At 37.3% G+C, this 20,071-nt stretch carries 17 protein-coding genes; 10 read left to right on the plus strand and 7 right to left on the minus strand.

What is annotated here, in order from left to right; translation table 11 throughout:
• Nucleotides 1-76 precede the first annotated feature (76 nt).
• The 5 genes from CRI88_RS05930 to CRI88_RS05950 form a co-directional block, all read right to left on the minus strand.
• A complete protein-coding gene (locus CRI88_RS05930) occupies nt 77-1,147 on the minus strand; it encodes a glycosyltransferase family 2 protein (protein ID WP_101966478.1) in 1,071 nt (356 codons plus the stop codon).
• A gap of 157 nt (nt 1,148-1,304) precedes the next feature.
• Complete coding sequence (locus CRI88_RS05935) at nt 1,305-2,057, minus strand: hypothetical protein (RefSeq protein WP_036117511.1); 753 nt, start codon at nt 2,055-2,057, stop codon at nt 1,305-1,307.
• 1 nt (nt 2,058) lies between these two features.
• Nucleotides 2,059-5,841 carry a DEAD/DEAH box helicase gene (locus CRI88_RS05940; protein WP_101966479.1) on the minus strand — a complete coding sequence of 1,261 codons (3,783 nt, stop codon included), beginning with the start codon at nt 5,839-5,841 and terminating at the stop codon, nt 2,059-2,061.
• A 112-nt stretch (nt 5,842-5,953) separates the two neighbouring features.
• The gene (locus CRI88_RS05945; protein WP_036117514.1) at nt 5,954-6,508 is read right to left on the minus strand and encodes an NADPH-dependent FMN reductase; all 555 of its coding nucleotides are present in this window, start codon (nt 6,506-6,508) and stop codon (nt 5,954-5,956) included.
• 129 nt (nt 6,509-6,637) lie between these two features.
• Nucleotides 6,638-7,471, minus strand: coding sequence for an oxidoreductase (locus CRI88_RS05950; RefSeq protein WP_101966480.1), 834 nt, complete (start codon nt 7,469-7,471; stop codon nt 6,638-6,640).
• A 231-nt stretch (nt 7,472-7,702) separates the two neighbouring features.
• On the opposite strand from CRI88_RS05950, the gene CRI88_RS05955 reads away from it, so the two are divergent.
• The 5 genes from CRI88_RS05955 to CRI88_RS05975 all read left to right on the plus strand — a co-directional run bounded on the left by CRI88_RS05955 (nt 7,703) and on the right by CRI88_RS05975 (nt 12,112).
• Nucleotides 7,703-8,749, plus strand: coding sequence for a PseG/SpsG family protein (locus CRI88_RS05955; RefSeq protein ID WP_036117518.1), 1,047 nt, complete (start codon nt 7,703-7,705; stop codon nt 8,747-8,749).
• A 192-nt stretch (nt 8,750-8,941) separates the two neighbouring features.
• Nucleotides 8,942-9,127, plus strand: a complete 186-nt coding sequence (locus CRI88_RS05960; RefSeq protein WP_036117520.1) for an SE1832 family protein — start codon at nt 8,942-8,944, stop codon at nt 9,125-9,127.
• A gap of 34 nt (nt 9,128-9,161) precedes the next feature.
• The gene (locus CRI88_RS05965; protein ID WP_036117522.1) at nt 9,162-10,727 is read left to right on the plus strand and encodes an ABC-F family ATP-binding cassette domain-containing protein; all 1,566 of its coding nucleotides are present in this window, start codon (nt 9,162-9,164) and stop codon (nt 10,725-10,727) included.
• 511 nt (nt 10,728-11,238) lie between these two features.
• Nucleotides 11,239-11,643 (plus strand): transcriptional regulator Spx, encoded by a 405-nt coding sequence (spx, locus tag CRI88_RS05970; RefSeq protein ID WP_036117523.1) that lies wholly within the window; start codon nt 11,239-11,241, stop codon nt 11,641-11,643.
• A 22-nt stretch (nt 11,644-11,665) separates the two neighbouring features.
• Nucleotides 11,666-12,112 (plus strand): MarR family winged helix-turn-helix transcriptional regulator, encoded by a 447-nt coding sequence (locus tag CRI88_RS05975; protein WP_036117526.1) that lies wholly within the window; start codon nt 11,666-11,668, stop codon nt 12,110-12,112.
• Nucleotides 12,113-12,227: 115 nt separating this feature from the next.
• Here CRI88_RS05975 and CRI88_RS05980 read toward each other — a convergent pair whose 3' ends face one another.
• Complete coding sequence (locus tag CRI88_RS05980; protein ID WP_036117528.1) at nt 12,228-12,776, minus strand: RNA polymerase sigma factor; 549 nt, start codon at nt 12,774-12,776, stop codon at nt 12,228-12,230.
• Nucleotides 12,777-13,077: 301 nt separating this feature from the next.
• Entirely contained in the window at nt 13,078-14,208 is a 1,131-nt protein-coding gene (locus CRI88_RS05985) for a LuxR C-terminal-related transcriptional regulator (protein WP_058843601.1), read from the minus strand.
• Nucleotides 14,209-14,399: 191 nt separating this feature from the next.
• On the opposite strand from CRI88_RS05985, the gene CRI88_RS05990 reads away from it, so the two are divergent.
• The 5 genes from CRI88_RS05990 to CRI88_RS06010 all read left to right on the plus strand — a co-directional run bounded on the left by CRI88_RS05990 (nt 14,400) and on the right by CRI88_RS06010 (nt 19,781).
• Nucleotides 14,400-15,155, plus strand: a complete 756-nt coding sequence (locus tag CRI88_RS05990) for an SDR family NAD(P)-dependent oxidoreductase (protein WP_058843600.1) — start codon at nt 14,400-14,402, stop codon at nt 15,153-15,155.
• Nucleotides 15,156-15,175: 20 nt separating this feature from the next.
• A complete protein-coding gene (locus tag CRI88_RS05995; protein WP_036117533.1) occupies nt 15,176-15,919 on the plus strand; it encodes an SDR family NAD(P)-dependent oxidoreductase in 744 nt (247 codons plus the stop codon).
• Nucleotides 15,920-16,061: 142 nt separating this feature from the next.
• Nucleotides 16,062-17,663 (plus strand): helix-turn-helix domain-containing protein, encoded by a 1,602-nt coding sequence (locus CRI88_RS06000; RefSeq protein WP_058843599.1) that lies wholly within the window; start codon nt 16,062-16,064, stop codon nt 17,661-17,663.
• A gap of 97 nt (nt 17,664-17,760) precedes the next feature.
• Complete coding sequence (locus tag CRI88_RS06005) at nt 17,761-18,738, plus strand: ABC transporter substrate-binding protein (RefSeq protein ID WP_058843598.1); 978 nt, start codon at nt 17,761-17,763, stop codon at nt 18,736-18,738.
• Nucleotides 18,738-19,781: an NAD(P)/FAD-dependent oxidoreductase gene (locus CRI88_RS06010; protein ID WP_170829840.1), complete on the plus strand. Its 1,044-nt coding sequence runs from the start codon at nt 18,738-18,740 to the stop codon at nt 19,779-19,781. Before CRI88_RS06005 ends, CRI88_RS06010 begins: the two co-directional genes overlap by 1 nt.
• The last annotated feature ends 290 nt before the right edge of the window (nt 19,782-20,071 follow it).

Genomic DNA, 20,071 nt, shown 5'->3' on the forward strand with positions numbered 1-20,071 from the left:
TGTTGTTGGTGTATCTGTATTAATTGGCCAAGCTATTTATGTCCTGTTTATTGATGCACCTTTCCAATAAAAGGATTTATACCCCTAATTGATTGCGTAAGTATTTTTCGTTATCCTTTATTTCGGGATGGTTTGGTTTCCATTTTTGTGCCTCTAGATTATGCTGATAGGCATTTTCAAATAACCGTAGCTCCCTATATAACAGACTTAATTGTAAATGAGGAAGCCATGTGGAGTAACAACGTTTTTGGATCGTCATTGAATAGACAGGAGCTTGTTGCAAAGCTTGAGAATACCAGTAAATAGCCTCTTTATGTTTTGATTGCTCCATAAAAAATTGGCCCATACGGCAACATGCTTCTGGCTTTGGTCGATCATATAAGAAGGATTGCAAAATAGCTTGCTGTGCTTGTTGATCATCGTGTAGTCGACGATAGCACTCCCCTACATGTAAACAAGCCTCAATACGATCATCTGTAGTACCTATATCGCTATCCAAAAATAGATGATATTGATTAATCGCCTCCACATAACGTTGATGTTGTTTCAATTCATTCGCATAATAAAATATGTCTCTTGCTGAAAGCGAATGTCCCTCCCTTATTAACCCCTCATAAATACGAATAGGACGATGAATATCTTTTTTTACTGGTAAGTGCGTGACAGCGATATCACTATGATAGAGCTGACCAGATACCTTTAAATTTTCATGGACAGCTCCCTCCCATTGAAAATGATTCGCTCTTTTTACAAGACGATACTTTCGTTCACTACACTCCACTACGCCATCTTGATCAAGCGTTAGGTAATAATCCATCGTTACAGCATCAACAGATGGATATAAAGAGTGCTTTAGTTGACTCAACTTGTGCTGGTCTTCCTGTGTCATGACGTCATCTGCATCGAGCCATAAAATATAATCCTTTGTTGCCTGTTGAAAGGAGAAATTTCGTGCCTTGGCAAAATGATCACACCAGGGAAAATCGTAAATTCGAGAGGTATAACTTTGGACAATATCCTTCGTACGATCAGTCGATCCTGTATCAATGATATTAATCTCATCCACTATATGCTGAACCGAATCTAAGCATCTTTCAATCGTACATTGTGCGTTTCTAACAATCATACATAAACTAATCGTTAACATCTGTCCCCTCCTTTTCATAAAGTAATATATGCTAATGCCACATTTTATCGAAACGATTTTATAAATTTCTTACCCATCTTTATGATTTATCATATAAAAACAAAAACGAACGTGTGTCCACGTTCGTTTTTGTTCTGGCTTTTGAATACCAGTTGAATTAAGTTAAATATTGCTCACGCCATGTTAACTGTTCTTTGTCTGTAAGCTGTTGCTCTAAATGATGATCCCATTGATTAAGTAATGTATTCCACACTCGTACAAAGAGTAGATCCTGCTCCCTATCATAAAGAACAAATTCTAAACATGGACTATCATTAATTTGTTGGGCTTCTGTTTGAACAATTTTTGAGATGATTTTTTGGGAGTTCTCTTCCCCCTCTGCGTTCACTTCTTGTAATGCAGCTATCACTAGCGACTCCTCAAACTGCTCCTGTTGTTCAGCCTCTTTATCGATATAACGGTATAGCTCTGGTAATTCATCATATTCATCATTATTTGTATCAATTGTGAGAAATGATTGGTGGCAGGGGCTAAAGTAAAGTGTAGATGTTTCTACTTCTAACTCCTCTTCAAAAATCCCCCGTTCTAGCTGCTGTTGCCCTTTTTCAGTTAGCCTATAAAACTGTTCCTCGCTCTTTACAAGATTTACGCGAATCATTAAAGAAACTAAGTCATCAATAAATAGCGGGTCGACCAGTAATAGCTCACTCAATTCCTGGGCACTTCCAAAATCAGCCTCCTGAATACTTAACAGTAACATAGTCATTAAAACATCCATTGTTGAACGCCTAACTGGCTCATAGGTCACACTGACCGTTCGAATAGGAATACACCATTCAGCGGTTTTGACAATCTTTATATTGCGATTTTGTTGAAGTTCACGCATTAGTCGTTGTTGTAATTTTGACACTCTACATCACCAATCCTTCATGATTACGCAAGCCATCGTAGGATTTTACTGTGTTTAATAAATTGGTATACATTTCTCTTGTATCTTGATGCTTTGCACGCTTCGCAAACATCTCGGCACTTCCTACAAGTAGAAGTAACTCTCGGGCACGAGATAGCGCAACATTTAAACGACGATAATCTCTGGCAAAACCAATATCCCCGCCTTTAGGTGTATTACGAACCATACTCACTAAAATGACATCCATTTCCATCCCCTGAAACTTATCGACAGTACCTGTTCTAAACTGCAAGTGTGGTAGCTGTAATTCCTGTTGCAGCAGACGATTGATTTTCTTTACCTGCTCACCGTAGAAACTAATGACACCTACGCTTTTCAGAGCATCGTGCGGCATACGACCTGCTTCTTTTGCCGCCTTCACTGCCTCATTAAGATCTACTAAGATACGGCGAATCGTTTGTAATTCCCCTTCGTTATAACGACTCGTTCCACCTTTTACCTGCTCCTCTAAAAAAGGCTTCTCCGTTGGCATATCAATCCATAGTAAATGATCATTACGTTTTACAAATTGACCCTCTAAGCCATGATCTCTTGCTGCATCTGAATCTGGCAACCCACATTGTAATCCATTTTCTTCTTTCGCATAAAATGGTGTGATACTTTGCATGATTTTCTCATGCATACGGTATTGTAATGCTAGCATTTGTTTATGTGTTGGAGGCAAATTATTAAATAAACGCTCAAATAATGATTCACGCAACAGATTTTTTAATTCCTGTGCACCTTCAAAGTTTGGATTTTCTTCTAGCATTGCCTTCAATGTTTCCTCCAGCGTATCATCCCCAAGTAATGGTGGAAGCTGATGATGGTCACCTACTAAAATAACTTTTTTCCCCTTAAGCATTGGTAACAATAATTCTGGTGGCGTTGCCTTTGAAACTTCATCAATAATGACCACATCAAAAGTTGGGTAATTCTCCATAAACTCTTTACTAGCGGAAGCTACACATGTTGTTCCGATAACGTTCGCATGACGTACATATAATTTTCGAATTTCATCTAAATCATACTCTGTTGCGTTTTGTAGTTTTTCACGCCATTGTTCTTGTAGTTTTTGGCGAAGAGGTAGCTGCTTTTGCTGCCGCTGTAATGCTTCAATGGCCTGTTTAGAAGTTTGAATAGCTTCCAGCACCTCTTCAGCAGTACGTTCTGGCGTAGATTGTAAAAGCTGTGTATAAACTGCTAGTTGCTTTTCTTTCTTTAATCCAGCAATATTAATGTCCTTTATACGCTCTTCCATTTGTGTTAGCTGCTGCTCCACTTCCTGTAAGCTAGTTGTGACAGTCTGTAAAGAGGCTTGCTTCGGAACTAGTTGTACTTTCGCCTGTTCCACTGCCTCAAGCTGTTGCTTTGCTTGTTGAAGAGACTCCCGAGCTTGTGAGGTAAGAATCTTTAAATATTCTACAGATTCTTCTGGCTCCTCAGTAATCTGGAAGGCGTTTGCTAATTGTTGTAAACGCTCTGTATGCTGTAAAAATGGTTGGAGTTGACGCTGTAAACTTTGCACATCAAAGCTAGTGATTGCACATTCCTGATGAATCAAAGTCACTAGATTTTTACGGAAAGATTCAAATTCCCGATCTTTATGCTCTTGTTGTTGCTTTAGTGCTACTCCCTTTTGCCAAACGAAATCACGACGCATATATAGCCCAAGCAGATAACTCTCTAGAACATCAGTTGCTGGTAATTGACCATCCTGAAAAGCCGTGTTCAGCTCTGCGAATACTCCTGTGAGGTTTTGCAGAGAAAATGATTGTACGGGTTGTAATCTACTTTTAGCAAGGGCTCGTTCCTTCACTTCATGAATAACTAAAGCCTCTAACTTGGCAATCGCCTTTTGGAGGCGAGCATTGATCGTTGACCATGCCTCTAAATCTTTCGCATCTTCCAAATGCTGCAAGCGACTCATTTGCTGAGAAAGTACATGGGAAGGGCGAATTTGATAGTGCTGTAAAAATCGCTCGATAAGCTCAAACGAAGTTAAGGTGTAGATATACTTTTGAGCTTCCTTCATAATGACTAGACGCTTACTTTCGATTTCATATTTCTGTTGTATTTCTTGAAATTGCTGAGTTAACTGCTGCTTTTGTTCTTGTAGTTCTTTATACTGAGCAGCCGCTTCTAATTGTTCCACTTTTTCTGTAGTTTCCTGAATCGTACACTGTAGTTGCTCGACCGAGGGATAATCAGCAAGTGTCTGTTCAAGCTGCTGTACAATTGGTTCGATTTGTGCGAGCTGTTTCTCATAATGCTCTTTTTGTGCTTCACATGTTTGTTGCTCTGTTTTAGCAGCCTTCAATTCTTTTTTTAATGCTTGAATCTCCTGCTGTAGAATGGGTTCTTCAATTGCTGCTTGCTCTTTTGCGGCAATTTCCTGAGTTAATTGTTCTAGCCACTGCTCCAATTTTTCTAGTTCATCTTCTGCTTTTGCAAGATTGGCTTTTAGCTCTAGCTCGCGTTCTGGAAATATTGCTATTGTCTCTTCGATTGCAGCCAGTGTTTGTTCACGCCATTGGAGAGCGACATTTTCCTCTATGAATTTTTTGCCTTCTTCCTCGATACTTTCCGTTCTTCCATAGCGTAAAATTCGAATTTCTTGATTGGCTAGCAAACGTCCTAATGCATTGTCGACGGCTAAATTTGATTGTGATGCTACTAGTGTTTTTAAGCCCGCCTTGACATTTTGCTGACAAATCTCTGAGATGACAGTCGTTTTTCCCGTTCCTGGAGGACCTTGTATGACATACAAATCCTCAACAGATAATGCACCTAATACTGCTCGTCTTTGATATTCATTTAAATTATTTTGAAACGTAATATCTTCTCGTAGCTTGGACGCTCGGACTGTTGGGCGCCGTTCAAACAGGATAGTTTCTAAATTAGGGTTAACTGCCTCACCCTTCTCTAGCTTTGTGAAGCCATTTCGTAATCTTCGAATTTGACTTAAGGTCGCAAAATTACTAAAGCTTGCTTGCTTCGAACGAAGATTCAGCTGATCCTTACGAGCCATTTCCTGTATAAAAGGCTTTAAATCAATTTCAATCGTTTGTTTTCCTGCATTCGCCTTTAAAACTTGCCCAATTTCACCACGAACCCCTTGAATACTTACACTTAAACCCTCTAACTTTTTCCACTCTTTACTCTTTATGTAGGGACAAACAATCGTTAAGCGTGTAAAGTCTTCGTTGAAGTAGCTTTGCTTAAATTCTGTATGAATATCGTCAATCGTTGCATCACGTTCTTGAATTTTTAAATAGCCTTCCCAGCTAGCTATACGTTTTTTTACATATTCTGTGCGTTCTTCCGCTATCGGTAACTGCCTTATTTTTGTATGAAGCTCCAGTGGAATGCCTGCTCCATTGTTAGGCTTTGTGACAAATTGTAATGCGGCTGCTAGGCGGCGATTTGTATTGATAGGACCACGCATATGCACAAAACGAATATTAGTCGCCAACAAACCTTCTAGCTTCAGCACACAATCCATAATGACTGTTTTTTCCGCAAGTAAATCGCTTAATTTTTCATTGTCCTCCGCATTAAAATAGATGGATAAAAAGGTTTCACCAACTTTTTTTGCTTTGCGTTTTTCAATGTAAACAGTAAAAGATCTTTGTAACGTAAAAAAGGCATGCTCGTTTGCTGAGCATTCCTCTACCGCTTCCTTCGCCTTATTGGTCAAAATAAGACTACAGCGTTGTTTTTCTAGTAAAGCTATGTCCTGCATGAGCAGCCCTCCCTCCCGAGTCACTAAAGTTTTATTTTAGCACATCCTAAAAGAATACTTACAAAGAAAAATCCCCTGCACAGTGATTTCTTACCACCGTACAAGGGCTATCTTAATGTTGATCAATTGTTTCCTTCGGCAAGTTCTTGCTCATTTCGCAATATTGAACAAATACACGTGCTAATTCACGTAAACGACTATGAACATCTTCATCAACAATGTTATTATCTGCATCAAAATGTGATGTATGTGTGTATACATAGTTAGGCGTAACAAGGGCACGGAAGTAATCTAAAATAGGTTTTAATTGATTTTCGACTACAAGGTGATGTTGGTATGTGCCACCGTTTGCGACGATAGATACGGGCTTATAGCGCATCGTTTTAGGATGTAAGTAGTCAAAAGCATTTTTCAAAACACCTGGGATGGACGCTTGAAAAATAGGCGTTGCAATGATGTAAGCGTCTGCCTCCTCAAATTGTTGAATCATTTTCTTCATATCATCATTTAATGGTGAACCATCCACAATTTGATGCTTATATTGATTAAAATGCATCATTTCTAATTCGAAACTAGCATCTAATTCTTTAATATATTGTTCCACTTGTTCTAAAATAGCACCTGTTTTACGACCAAACATTGTGCCATCAACGAGTAAAATTTTCATCTTTATTTTGCCTCCACATTCATCTTCTACAATAATATTGTAACAAATGAAAAGTAGCTCGCAAAGGTTTGTCGTAGCGATCGGGATAAATTCAGTCTTTAGACGGAACATTTACAAACCAAACCCACATTATTTTTTGCCCTGTTCACGATGTTGGAAGTGTACCTCCTTATCAATAACCGTTTCCTCCATCTTAAATTTATCTCGATTAATGATAACATCACGATTTACTTTCTCACCTTCTTCAAGCTTATCCCAATGAAATAGCGTCTCTCTTGAAGCATCCTCTTCTGGTATTTCAGGGTATTGTAATGTTGCCAGTTCATTGGATGGATAAATAGTAACAGGCTGCTTTTTACCGTATAGAGCAATGATAATCATCGCTTTGGCCACTTGTGAGGCTTCAATTGCTCTAGAACGTTTGAAAGGTCCAATTAATAAAGGTTGTGCAAATTTTAATAGCTTTTCTCCTGCCTTCTCTCCTAGACGGAATTCATCTCGATCTCCTACTAATAGTGAAGGTCGAATAATAGAGAGCCGTTGTAACCCTAACTCTACTAAATCATGCTCGAGTTTTCCCTTCACTCGATTATAGTAAAACGGAGAATTCTCATTAGCACCCATTGCAGTGATGACAAGAAAATGAGGGATCCCACGCTTTTTGGCTAAAGAAGCAATCGCTAATGGATATTCAAAATCAACTTTTTCGAACACCTCACGAGAGCCTGCTTTTTTTATGGTTGTACCTAAACAACAATACAATTCATGGGCAAATTCAATATCCTTTTCCTCTATTCTATCAAAATCGCGAATCTTCACTTCTAACTTTGGATGCGTAAAGATTGGTTTTCTCCGTGCAATTATGGTTACTGAAACATATTCATCATTTTCACATAATTGCTCAACTAGAGAGGAGCCCGTTAAACCTGTCGCTCCTATAACAATCGCTGCACGCATGCTCATCCTTCTTCCCCCCCTTCTACATAATGTCATGTTGTATGTATCTTTTCTATTCTTGATTTCACTATATATATCGACCATTTTTTTGATCATTAAAAAGTTATTTATAATCCCCCTCAAGATAGCTAATTACAAGATTTCCTCAAAGTCATCGATTATCAAATCCTAAATTTTACACATACTTGCACTTTCTTCGCCATAATTTAAAGAGACAGAGGAAAGGGTGGGATACATTTGCAAAAAGAAACACAAGCAATTGAACCAAAAAAAACGATTGTTTTCATTATTGAAAGCTGTATTGATAAAGGGCTGTATCCTTTTGAACGGGTTTCAACATTGGCTAAGTTACTTACGAATGAGAAAGTTTTTATATTTGTCAAGACTCCTTCAAATGATGGCATCCAAATTTTAATGAATGAAGGTCTTTCTCCAATTTTATTTGACCACTTTAACGAATTACCTAAGCAAATCAAAGGACTTCAACCTGATTTAATCGTTAGAGATGGCCGTAATTCTGAAGGCTGGCAAGTACAGGATTTACGACCTTTCTGCAAAACAATGATTCATTTTGATGATTTTGGTGAAGGTGGTCAAGCCTGTGACTGTGTATTACTAGCACTCTATCAAGAAGTGAAAGATTATTTACCATCGCATTATATTGGTGGAAGCTTTGTTTTTGCACTACCAGAGGCCTACCAACAATTTGATGATATTCCTGATAGTAAAACACCTGAAAATCCTCCTCATATCGTCGTTGCTTTTGAGGATGGGGACGAGCATAACTTAACCTACCGAACACTTCGACACTTAACACAGCTACAAATTCCACTACAAATTACAGTAATGATTGATGATAGCTATCGCCATGCAACGGATGATTTGCAAATGATGGTACTTAGTCGTCGCAATACGGCCATTCTTCGTGATAAAAACGCACTTCTCAAACTATTACCAAAAGCTGATGTCATTATTTGTAATGCTAATTATACGCCTTATAAAATTGCCTCTTATGGTGTGCCATGCATTACACTTGCACAAACTGAAGCTGAGCTTCTTCATGCTTTTCCTCGAGAGCATAATGGTTTTATTCATCTTGGACTTGGTCGTAAAATGAAGCAGTCTCAAATCCAAAATGCTGTCATGGAATTTCTATTACACGAAGCTCGCAGTGAACGAGCTGTAAGAAAACAACGACAACTCAATCTTGCTAGTAACAATGAAACACTCCAAGCATTACTCTTAGATTTTGCTTATGATCGACACAATATCGCTTCTACTTAGTGCTACTTCGAAGATGATTATGATACAATATATAAGAATTTTTCACTTCAACTCCTCTTATGGACGTTGGAATATAAGTAAATTCAACCAGTACCCGATTGATTTTAATGACTAAGCGGTGGGGGATTAGAAAAACCTCCATCGCTTTTACACGCATTCACGATAAAATATTCTCAAAAAGGAGTAATCATCATGCCAACAAAAAGCGATATTGAATACCAAATTAAAGAGTTAAAAATGGACTATATGAATTTACAAGGTGATATAGAAAAATTGGAGTCTACTGGGCACAACGATCAGGTAACAAAAGCCGAGGAACGCCTTGCGAATATGGAAGCTAAGTTAGCAGAACTAAACAAGCAGCTCGCAGCACTTTAAAATGTAAACAAGATGGACAGTTGGAGGAACATATATGGCAATATTAACAGTTGAAAATTTAGGTCATTCTTTCGGTGATCGTACACTCTTTAAAGATGTATCATTTCGATTAGTAGAAGGTGACCATATTGGTCTTGTAGGAGCTAATGGTGTAGGTAAATCGACATTAATGGGCATTATTACAGGACAAACGATTCACGATACAGGAAAAGTAGAGTGGCTTCCTGGTACACACTATGGTTATCTCGACCAACATACAGTACTGACTGCTGGTAGAACAATGCGTGATGTTTTGCGTGATGCCTTTTTACCATTATATAAAAAAGAAGAAGAACTTAATGAAATTACAGGTAAGATGGCAGAAGCTACACCTGAGGAATTAGAAGTACTGTTAGAACAAATGGCAGAGGTTCAAGACGCACTTGATGCAGGAGATTTCTATTCATTAGATATGAAAATTGAAGAGGTTGCACGTGGACTAGGCCTTGATGCTATTGGCTTAGAACGTGATGTAGCCGCACTTTCTGGTGGACAACGCACAAAGGTCCTACTAGCTAAGCTGTTACTAGAAAAACCAAAAGTACTTTTACTAGATGAGCCGACGAACTATCTCGATGAGGAACATATTACTTGGCTGAAAAGCTATTTAAAGAACTATCCATACGCCTTCCTCTTAATTTCACATGATACAGAATTTATGAATGAAACGGTGGATGTCATCTTCCAACTTGAGTTTTCAAAATTAACTCGTTATACAGCAACATACGAAAAATTCCTAGAGCTTGCTGAAATCAATAAACGTCAACATATTGATGCTTATGAGAAGCAACAGGAATTCATTAAGAAACAAGAGGACTTTATCGCTAAAAATAAAGCACGTTACTCCACTACTGGTCGTGCAAAATCTCGCGCCAAGCAGCTTGATCGTTTAGAGCGAATTGACCGCCCAGAAACAGCGGTAAAACCTGAATTCGGATTTAAAGAAGCACGTTCTTCCAGCCGCTATGTAGTAGAGGCAGAGAACTTGGTCATTGGGTACGATAAAGACAAGCCATTACTACCCCCACTATCTTTTGCTATTGAACGAGGAGAAAAGATCGCTCTAGTTGGCATGAATGGTGTGGGTAAGTCCACATTATTAAAAACAATGCTAGGTAAAATTAACCCTCTTGATGGGAAAGTCATTCGAGGTGATTACCTGTATCCGTCTTACTTTGAACAAGAAGTAAAAGCAGAAAAAATAACACCAATTGATGATGTTTGGAATGCCTTCCCTTCGATGGAGCAGGCTCAAGTACGTGCAGCATTAGCAAGAGCGGGTCTAAAAACCGACCATATTACACGTCCATTGAATTCTTTATCTGGTGGAGAGCAAGCAAAAGTTCGTTTATGTAAATTAATGATGGAAGAAGCGAACTGGCTTCTTTTTGACGAACCGACAAACCACTTAGATGTCGATGCGAAAAATGAATTAAAACGTGCCATGAAAGAATTTAAAGGCACTATTGTACTGGTAAGCCACGAACCAGATTTCTATGATGGCCTCGCAACAAAAGTCTGGAACGTTCAAGATTGGTTCACTTCTGGACAACAAAGCTAAGACCAGCTCATTTTAAGAGCAGTTCCCACATGTTATGGGACTGCTTTTTTTATTTTTTTCAAACTTCTATGTATAATTGACCACATTTAAACATACTATAATCAGTGGACTAACTATTTTACTCCTACTTCCAACTAATGCTCTCCTACGAGATCAGCTCATTCATCTAGTAGTCCCTATTAATTCGTCATCAATTACCTACAGTTTTTTTAGAAGTTACATAATAGTCACTTCTTGTAATAACGGTTCACTGAGTTGCCACGCTGGCCTCTCTTCAAAATCTGTAATATCAGCTGAAACTTACATCATTGTAAGCAGAAAGAACGAAACTTTTTACTCTTCTCTTCGTATAATTAAATAGAATTGAAAAAATATTAATTTGATTGAGAAATTCTTTCAATTAACTATTGATTTATATATAGCTTACTAGTAAGATATATATATAAACTATATAACTTACTGATAAGCTATTTATAAAATATAATCTAATACAGAAAGCGAGGAATGAAGAATGACAGTTACAATTTACTCACAAGCGAGCTGTTCTTCATCCAGAAAAGCACTTAAATGGTTAAAAGATCACAATATTGAATATAAAGAAAAACGTATCACATCTCACCCTCTTACACTTGCAGAATTCAAAGAAATTCTAAGCATGACTGAAGATGGTACAGATGAAATCATTGCAACAAACTCAAATGACTTTAAAAACTTAAATATCGACATCGACCAACTTTCTATCCAAGAGCTATACGCTATTATTCAAGCACACCCAAGAATGTTGCGTAGCCCTATTTTAATAGATGAAAAACGTATTCAAGTTGGTTACAATGAGATGGACATCCGTCGTTTTATCCCACGTAAAGTACGTGCTTACGAATTAAATGCGATGACAAGATTGGCACAAGAAAGTTAAAACAGTTTTGGAGATGACCTCTATGGATCAAGAAAAACAAAAAGCCATTACCTCGTTGTTTGAAGTCGTTTCATCTATTGAGCGTAAGTGGGCAAACGAGTGGAATAATCATAATGTGCTCGGCTTTTCAAAATCCCATATTTTAATTTTAGACTACTTATCGCAGGAGGGCCCAAAACGCCCTTCTGCTATTGCTGAGCGGTTAAAAGTAACAACTGGTGGTGTTACCGTTTTAACAACAAAGCTGATTAATGCTGGCTTTATTGAAAAAACACAGCATGCCACAGATCGACGAGCCTCACAACTAGTTATTACTACAGAGGGTGAGAACATCTTAAAAGAATCGCGTCAACAAGTGAGTGAAATTATTAACAATATGTTTGGTATGCTCACAGCTGAAGAACTGCAAACATTACGAACGATTTTTTCAAAATGTCTATTAGATGTTGAATCTAATCGGTCAGAATAAAGAGCACAAACTAAAAAGATGCATCGCAACTATTTGCGAGTGCATCTTTTTTTTTAGATTAATCGACCGAATACTTCCGCCTAAGTACTTGTGGTGTGCGACCAATCTGTTTTTATTATGCTGGTAGCACAGATTCCACAATTGCTGTATCAGACATGAGCATTTCTTTTAATCGAGCCTTTGCACGGAATAAACGAGATTTCACAGTACCAATAGAAACCTTCATAATTGTAGAGATTTCTGCAAGCGAATATTGGTCTATGTAGAAATACCATAAAGTCTTTCTATAAATAGCATCTAATTGCTCCATTTTATCCTGTACGAGTTTTGTTACAATATCCTTTTCAATTTTTTCTTCCGTCGAAATTTCATTATTGGGAACCAAATCTAAAATCGGTACGTCTAATGTTTCAGGTTGGTTCATCATATATTTGCTTCGACGTACTTTTTTACGATAGCGATCTCTAAATGTATTCATTGTAATAGTTGTCAGCCAAGCTTTAATATGCTCTACCTCGGCAACGCTGTCTTCATAGCGTACAACCTTTACCCATACTTCTTGCATTAAATCTTCAGCCTCTACATTATTGCGAGTTAGTTTCAAACATAAGTGATATATATAACGATTGTATTCCTCGTATACGCCTTCTAATTTTTCATTCATTGTGTATGCCTCCGCTTCTTGTTCTTGCTTCTATACACATTCTCGCAAAATAATGTATTACACTCTATCGCATTGGCTTTCAATTTCATTACAATCGTGTAAGCTTAATCGCTTTTGCTTGTAATATTCGTAAAAATTGTTTTACTACTATATTACTTCTCCTACTAAAAATCACTTTATAACAATACTTCCCTATTTTTAACATTATATATTAAATAGCGTTTATTATCAGAAAATTAAAGACGCATTTTTCGGTTTATAAAGACACAAAAAATGCACTCCTAGCAGAAGTGCATTTATGCTAGCTTAACAGCCCTAGACGAAAGGCGGAGGCAACGACCTGTGTACGGTTCTTTGCTTTAAGCTTTGTCATGAGACTGCTAACATAATCCCTGACCGTATGCTCACTTAAAAATAATAAACCACCAATTTTTTTATTATCATATCCTTCAGCAAGCAAGCCAAGAATCATCGACTCCCGTTCTGTTAAATGAAGCTCTGTGTTTTTTTCTACCTTCTCGCCCTTACGTGATAAAAATAAACCTAGACGCTTCCCTACTTCTTCAAGAAGTGATAATTCTTCCTTTGTACAATCAAATTCCTGGCCTAGCTGATCAAATGTTAGCCATCCAAATAATTGGTCTCGCCTCATAATAGGAATAAAGATGATGGAGGATAAATTAAATAATTGAATATGCTCCTCTTTTACGTAATTTTTAGGATTTTTCAAATAAATAGGTTTTCTTGAACTAAGTATAGCGTTTTCCCCATTCAACTGCCCTTTCATACTTTGCACTTTAGGAAGTTCCGCCCCAATAACCCCGTAAAATTGGTTGGACCATGGAACATATGCATAAAATACGCATCTTTTATAACTAAAATACTCTTCACATTTTTTTAAAATATAGGCTAAATCCTGATAGCCTGAGGAACTGATCAGCAATTTATCTAGCTTATCTAATAACTGTAAATACCGCAACTCTTGATTTTCAGTAGATCCGTTACTTCTTTTGTCATCTCCCTCACAGTCATCGTAAAGCTGTACGAGAAACGTAAATAACGATAATACATACATTAAGATGGCATTCGTTCGGCTACTCTTTTGTTGAATCATAAAGGTAATCAATGATTTCTCAAAAATTAATTGGAATAAATTAAAGCTCTTCCCATCAATTATAGATAACTGTGCCTGAAGCCACGTATTAAAAAAAGACTTATCACCATCATTTAGTTCATCAATGTTCGTATATGTCATCAAACGCAAAAATGAATCCAGTAGCATCGCTGCCCTTTTTCGATCTTCTTCGGCTATAGAAGGTGCTAAATTGAGGTAAATATTGACATTTTCTTCAATTTGTTGATGATGAATTTTAATAAATAACACAAACTCTTGTAATGTTACTTCTTCAATTGACTGAAATGGATGCGTCATAGGAAATTCTTCTCCTTCACACTAACAATACCCTATAAATGGAGGATATTCACTTACTATATTATACAGCATCTTATAGGATAGTATTTCAAATTGAAAAGAGTAAGATGAAAGTATCGCTAAACAATGCGAATACTTTTGAATCCCAAGGTAACCATATAACCAGAAATAATGAAAGGTGCGTGCTTGAAATGAGACTGGAAAATAAAGTAGCCATTATTACAGGTGGAGGTACAGGAATCGGGAAAGAAACGGCACTATTATTTGCTAAAGAAGGAGCAAAAGTAGTTATTACTGATATAAATGAACAATCTGGTAACGACACTATCCGCGATATCCAAGCAATTGGCGGTGAAGCATTATTTGTACATCATGATGTTAGCAATGAGGAAGACTGGAAAAAGGTCGCAGATGAAACAATCAAAACATTTAACAAAGTAGATATTCTTTTCAATAATGCAGGTATCTATATCATTAAACCACTTGCAGAAATCGAGCTTTCTGATTGGAATCGCTTAATGTCCATCAATGTGACTGGTGTCTTCCTAGGTATGAAATATATTATGCCACTTATGGCTAAACATAATAAGGGCTCAGTTATTAATGCCTCTTCCATCGCTGGCTTAACAGGCGCTGCTGGACACGTATTATACGGAGCAAGTAAAGGTGCCGTTCGCATTATGACAAAAGATGCTGCAATGGAATATGCTCCATATGGGATACGCGTCAATTCGATCCATCCAGGCTATATCGATACAGGTATGGCAGACTATGCATCAGCAACAACTGGAAGCACTAAAGATGAGTTAGGGAAAAATTTATTCCCATTAGGACGTTTAGGCTCTGTTAAAGAAGTAGCGCAAACCGTATTATTTTTAGCATCTGATGAATCTTCGTTCTCAACAGGTGCAGAATTCGTCATTGATGGCGGAGCAACAGCAAAATAACAATAAAGGTGGTCATTGAAATGAAACTAAAAGATAAAGTAGCAATCGTTACAGGTGGGGCCAGTGGTATCGGTGAAGCCACAGTTCGTCTCTTTGTACAAGAAGGCGCTAAAGTAGTTATCGCCGATTTTTCAGATCGTGGACAAATTGTTTCTGACGAATTAAATAACAATGGTTTTGATACACTCTTCGTAAAAACAGATGTAACTAGCGAAGAAGATATTCAAAACATGATTAAGGAAACCGTCACTAACTACGGTAAACTTGATATTATGTATGCCAATGCAGGCGTAGCTGACGATGCACCAGCACATGAGCTTTCTTTCGAAAAATGGAAAAGAACGATTGATATTAATTTATCAGGTGTATTTCTTTCTGATAAATATGCCATCGAACAGTTTCTTACACAGGGAACGGGTGGTGTCATTGTCAACGCTGGCTCTATTCATAGCTTTGTTGCCTTGCCAAACCCTACAGCCTACTCCTCTGCAAAGGGTGGCGTAAAATTATTAACGCAAAATCTATGTACAGCTTACGCTAAACAAGGCATTCGCGTAAATGCAGTATGTCCTGGCTATATCGACACTCCTCTACTAGCTGAAGTCGATGCGCAAAAGAAAGAATATTTAGCGTCCCTTCATCCACAAGGTCGCCTTGGTAAACCAGAAGAAATTGCAAAAGCTGTTCTCTTCTTAGCAAGTGACGACGCAAGCTTTGTCAATGGTACAACGCTTCTTGTTGATGGCGGTTATACTGCTCATTAATTTTAGTAAGATCTGATTTCAATGTTTTCTAGAAATCAGATCTTTTTTTATTTACTATAAGATATCGCACTCTTATAATCCTACTCGCACAATATTTGTTATTCTAATACATAGCTATACTTTACATTGAAGAGGTGTTCCTATGTATCAATCACATCAATCTTGGTTTGCGCAATGGCAAGCTACACACCGTATTACGAATGGATGGATAAAAGGTGGGACTGTCCATGTTATGACAAATAATGCACTCATTTTAATTACAGATGGGCAAGCTTCATGGAGTATAAATGGTCGGGTACAACATGTACACCTAGGCAATTTATTAGCCGTTGAGAAAAATTCTGTTGTCGAGATACTGGACAATAGCAATTATGCATTAGCAGGATGGATCATTTATTTTGACATATATGACCTCACTACTCATACCCTTAGTGAACGGCAACCTATTCTTGAAAATGAATCCCAAATGACCAAAATTCCTGAGGTAGTATTGGCTACGATTAGCCGTGATTTAATGGAGCCTATAGATCATACTTCAAACACTTCCATCATTATGAATCAATATATTTTATACACCTTACTAAAACATGTATATCAGCCGCAAAATAACGAAAAACTCACGGTCGAAAATAAATTACAACTATCAATTGAATATATACATAACCATTACAATGAATTGATTACAAGAGAACAATTAGCTAATAGTATCGGTATTAGCCCATGGCACTTTTCTCGAAAATTTAAGGAGCAATATGGCTTATCTTTATCAGAATATCTAGCAACTTATCGCATTTATCGTGCACAGGAGGCTTTACTCACTACTTCAGCACGCTCACAGGACATTGCTAAAAATGTCGGCTTTGAAGATGCCCATTACTTTAGTAGACGATTTAAAGCAATAGTTGGCGTCTCTCCAAAAAATTATATAAAATCAATTGCTCAGCAGCGGATATGTTTTTTATCTCCCCTGTATGCTGAGATTGCACTGGCACTAAACATTATCCCTCATAGTGTAGTGACTACTGCTTCCCTAGTGCCCAGTTATCAACGGGCATTATTTAACTCCCATCAAATTCATACTATGGATATGGGGCATTACATCATTGATATTGACCAAATTCAACGCCAACAGCCTACATTAATTATTGGCAATATACTAGATGATCAAATTAAAAATGAATTACGTGAAATTGCTCCTGTTATTAGTGGATTACCAAATGAAATGACGAGCTTAATCAACTATTTCGGGACACTATTTCACTGTGAGGAGCAAGCAGCTTCATTAATTAACGAATCTCTTACTAACGTTAAAAAGTATAAACAGGACTTAGCAAATGTTCTACGAAGAAAACCTACGCTAGTATATTTAAGGGTTGAGCATTTTGGTTATCGATATATCGGTGAAAGATCATGCGAGATTGCTCGGCTACTCTATAACGAACTCGATCTTTCTATGCCTCCAAATTTACAAGGGAAAGAATATAGCTTTAATGACTTGTCACTAGAAGATTTATTACAGGCCAACCCTATTTTTTTATTGCTAGAAAAACGAATAATGGATTATTTCAGCTCTGAGGAAAATATGAAAAACTTACTAAATAGTGATCAATGGAACATGTTAGATGCTGTTAAAAACAATCGTATTCTTTTCGTTGATACGTCACTTGGACTAAACAACTGTGGTATTTTTGGAAAACCTATTATTCTACAAAATCTCTATCAATTTTTTAAAGAACAACACTAAAGTCCAATTGAATAAACACAATCCTCTATGGTTTCTCTTTCTCTAATTTGCTAACATTTGAAAATGATAATCATTATCAAAAAAGGAGATTAGAGAAATGTTTAAAAAATATTATGCTTTCTTACCATTGCTAATGATGGTTTTCGCTTTGGCTGCATGTAATAGTGAGCCAACGGAAGACAATCAAAACACACAGTCATCAGAAGAAACAGCGGCTACTACCAAAACCGTTAAAGGACTTTTCGGCGATGTTACGATCCCGACAAATCCTAAAAATATGTTAGTGTTTAACTCTAATTATGCAGAGTTTTTACTATCTATTGACATTGTGCCCCAAAAAGTTTTAGTGGTAGATGAAATAGAGCCTGACTATCGTCCAAAGCTTTTTAAAGAAAATAATGTAGAAATGATTAATACCCCTCAATATGAAGAAAATTTAGAGCAAATACTTTCATTGGCTCCTGATTTAATTGTCGTGCAAGGGAATGTGATCGATGCTAAAAAATATGAAGAGCTAAGTAAAATAGCCCCTACCCTTGCCGTGGATGCCAATGGTTCTATAGAAGAAGCACTTCCTGCATTAGGTAAAGTTTTTGAGAAAGAAAAAGAAGCTGAAGCAACCCTGACTGCTTACAATAACAAAGTGACAGAAGCTAAAGAAAAACTACAGCAAGCCATTGGCGATAAAACAGTCATGGTATTAAGGGTTGAACCAAAACAGTATCGCTTCATGAGCGCTAAAGCAGAGGGACCAGGTAGTGGTTTAATCTATCGTCAGCTAGGATTAAAAATTCCAGAACAATTAGCAGATTCAGAAGATTGGTTTACACCGTTATCTCTTGAAATCTTACCAGAAATTAAACCAGACTATATTTTCGTTGAAAAGAGAGTGTTAGAAAATTATAGCAGTGATGAATCGATGAAGAGTTTAGAAGATAGTCCGCTATGGCAATCCATGGAGGCTGTACAGAATGGTCGCGTGTTCCCATTAGATACAAAGGATTATGCAGTTGGACTAGGTCCTATTGGCACAGAACTACTAATCGACTATATTGTTGAAAAGTTGGTGCCCTAATGTCAATAAATGAACAAGACATTTATGACGTAACAATTATTGGTGGTGGACCAGCTGGCATGTATTCCGCATTTTATAGTGGGATGCGCGAAATGAGAACAAAAATTATTGAGATTAAGCATGAGCTCGGTGGTTTTATGAGAACGTATCCAGAAAAGCTAATTTGGGATGTAGGTGGTGTTGAGCCTGTTCGCTGTGAAGAAATAATAAATGCACTTATTACTCAAGCGAAAACATTTGATCCAACCATCGTTTATGGGCAAGAAATTGTTGGCATGGAACAGCGGGAAGATAAAATTTTTGAGTTAATTGCTAAAACAGGAGAACGTCATTTTAGCAGAACGGTCATTTTAGCAGCAGGTCGTGGTATTACCAAAATTCAAAAGTTAAATATAGAAGGAGCAGATCGTTACGAATTAACTAATTTACACTATACAGTTACGGATAAATCTAAGTTTGCCAATAAACGTGTTTTAATTTCAGGTGGTGGTGACTCTGCTGTGGAATGGGCGATTGCCATTGCACCAATTGCTAAGGAAGTCATTGTTGTTCATCGTCGAGAAGATTTCAAAGCGTTTGAATCATCTGTTTCGCAAATGAAGCAAGTTGCCACATCACTAGTCCCCTATGTTGTGACTAGTTTGCACGGCAACAACACCAAAATAGAACGGGTTACTGTCCAACATGTTACATCTGGTGAGAGCACACAATTTGAAGTCGATGAAATAATTGTTAATCACGGCTTTGAACGATCCTTCTACGGTCCTATTATGGAATGGGGCTTTGAATGTGAAGAATATGGTATATCTGTTTCGCCTAAAATGCACACAAGTATTCCAGGCATATTTGGTGCTGGTGATTTTATTACTCACCCTAGTAAGGTTCGCCTGATAGCTGGTGCGTTTAATGATGCCATTCTAGCCGTTAATAGTGCGAAGCTATATTTAGATCCTACCGGAGTCGATATGGCTGGTGTATCCTCTCACAATGACCGCTTCGCTGAAAAAAATGAGAAAATTATACAACGCTATATGTCTAATTAAATAGAAACATCTTGCATAACTGCACTTCAAATGATTAGAGTCAATCTAATCATTTGAATGCAGTTTACTTTTTTTCGTATGTTTTTAAGAAAATTTTCACTTCTACGATACAAGCATCTATTTGAGAATCATTATCATTAATTGTATTATCGTAATATAACCTATTGAAAGAAGTGAACCATCAATTGAAAAACCTTACTTTAGCAGATTGGGACTCGGCAAAATTAACCATTATACATATATCTAAAAATCCACAGTTAATGCCTGTCATTACTTGTAACTGTATTTTC

The organism is Lysinibacillus fusiformis, from assembly GCF_002845985.1.
Lineage (GTDB): Bacteria > Bacillota > Bacilli > Bacillales_A > Planococcaceae > Lysinibacillus > Lysinibacillus fusiformis_D.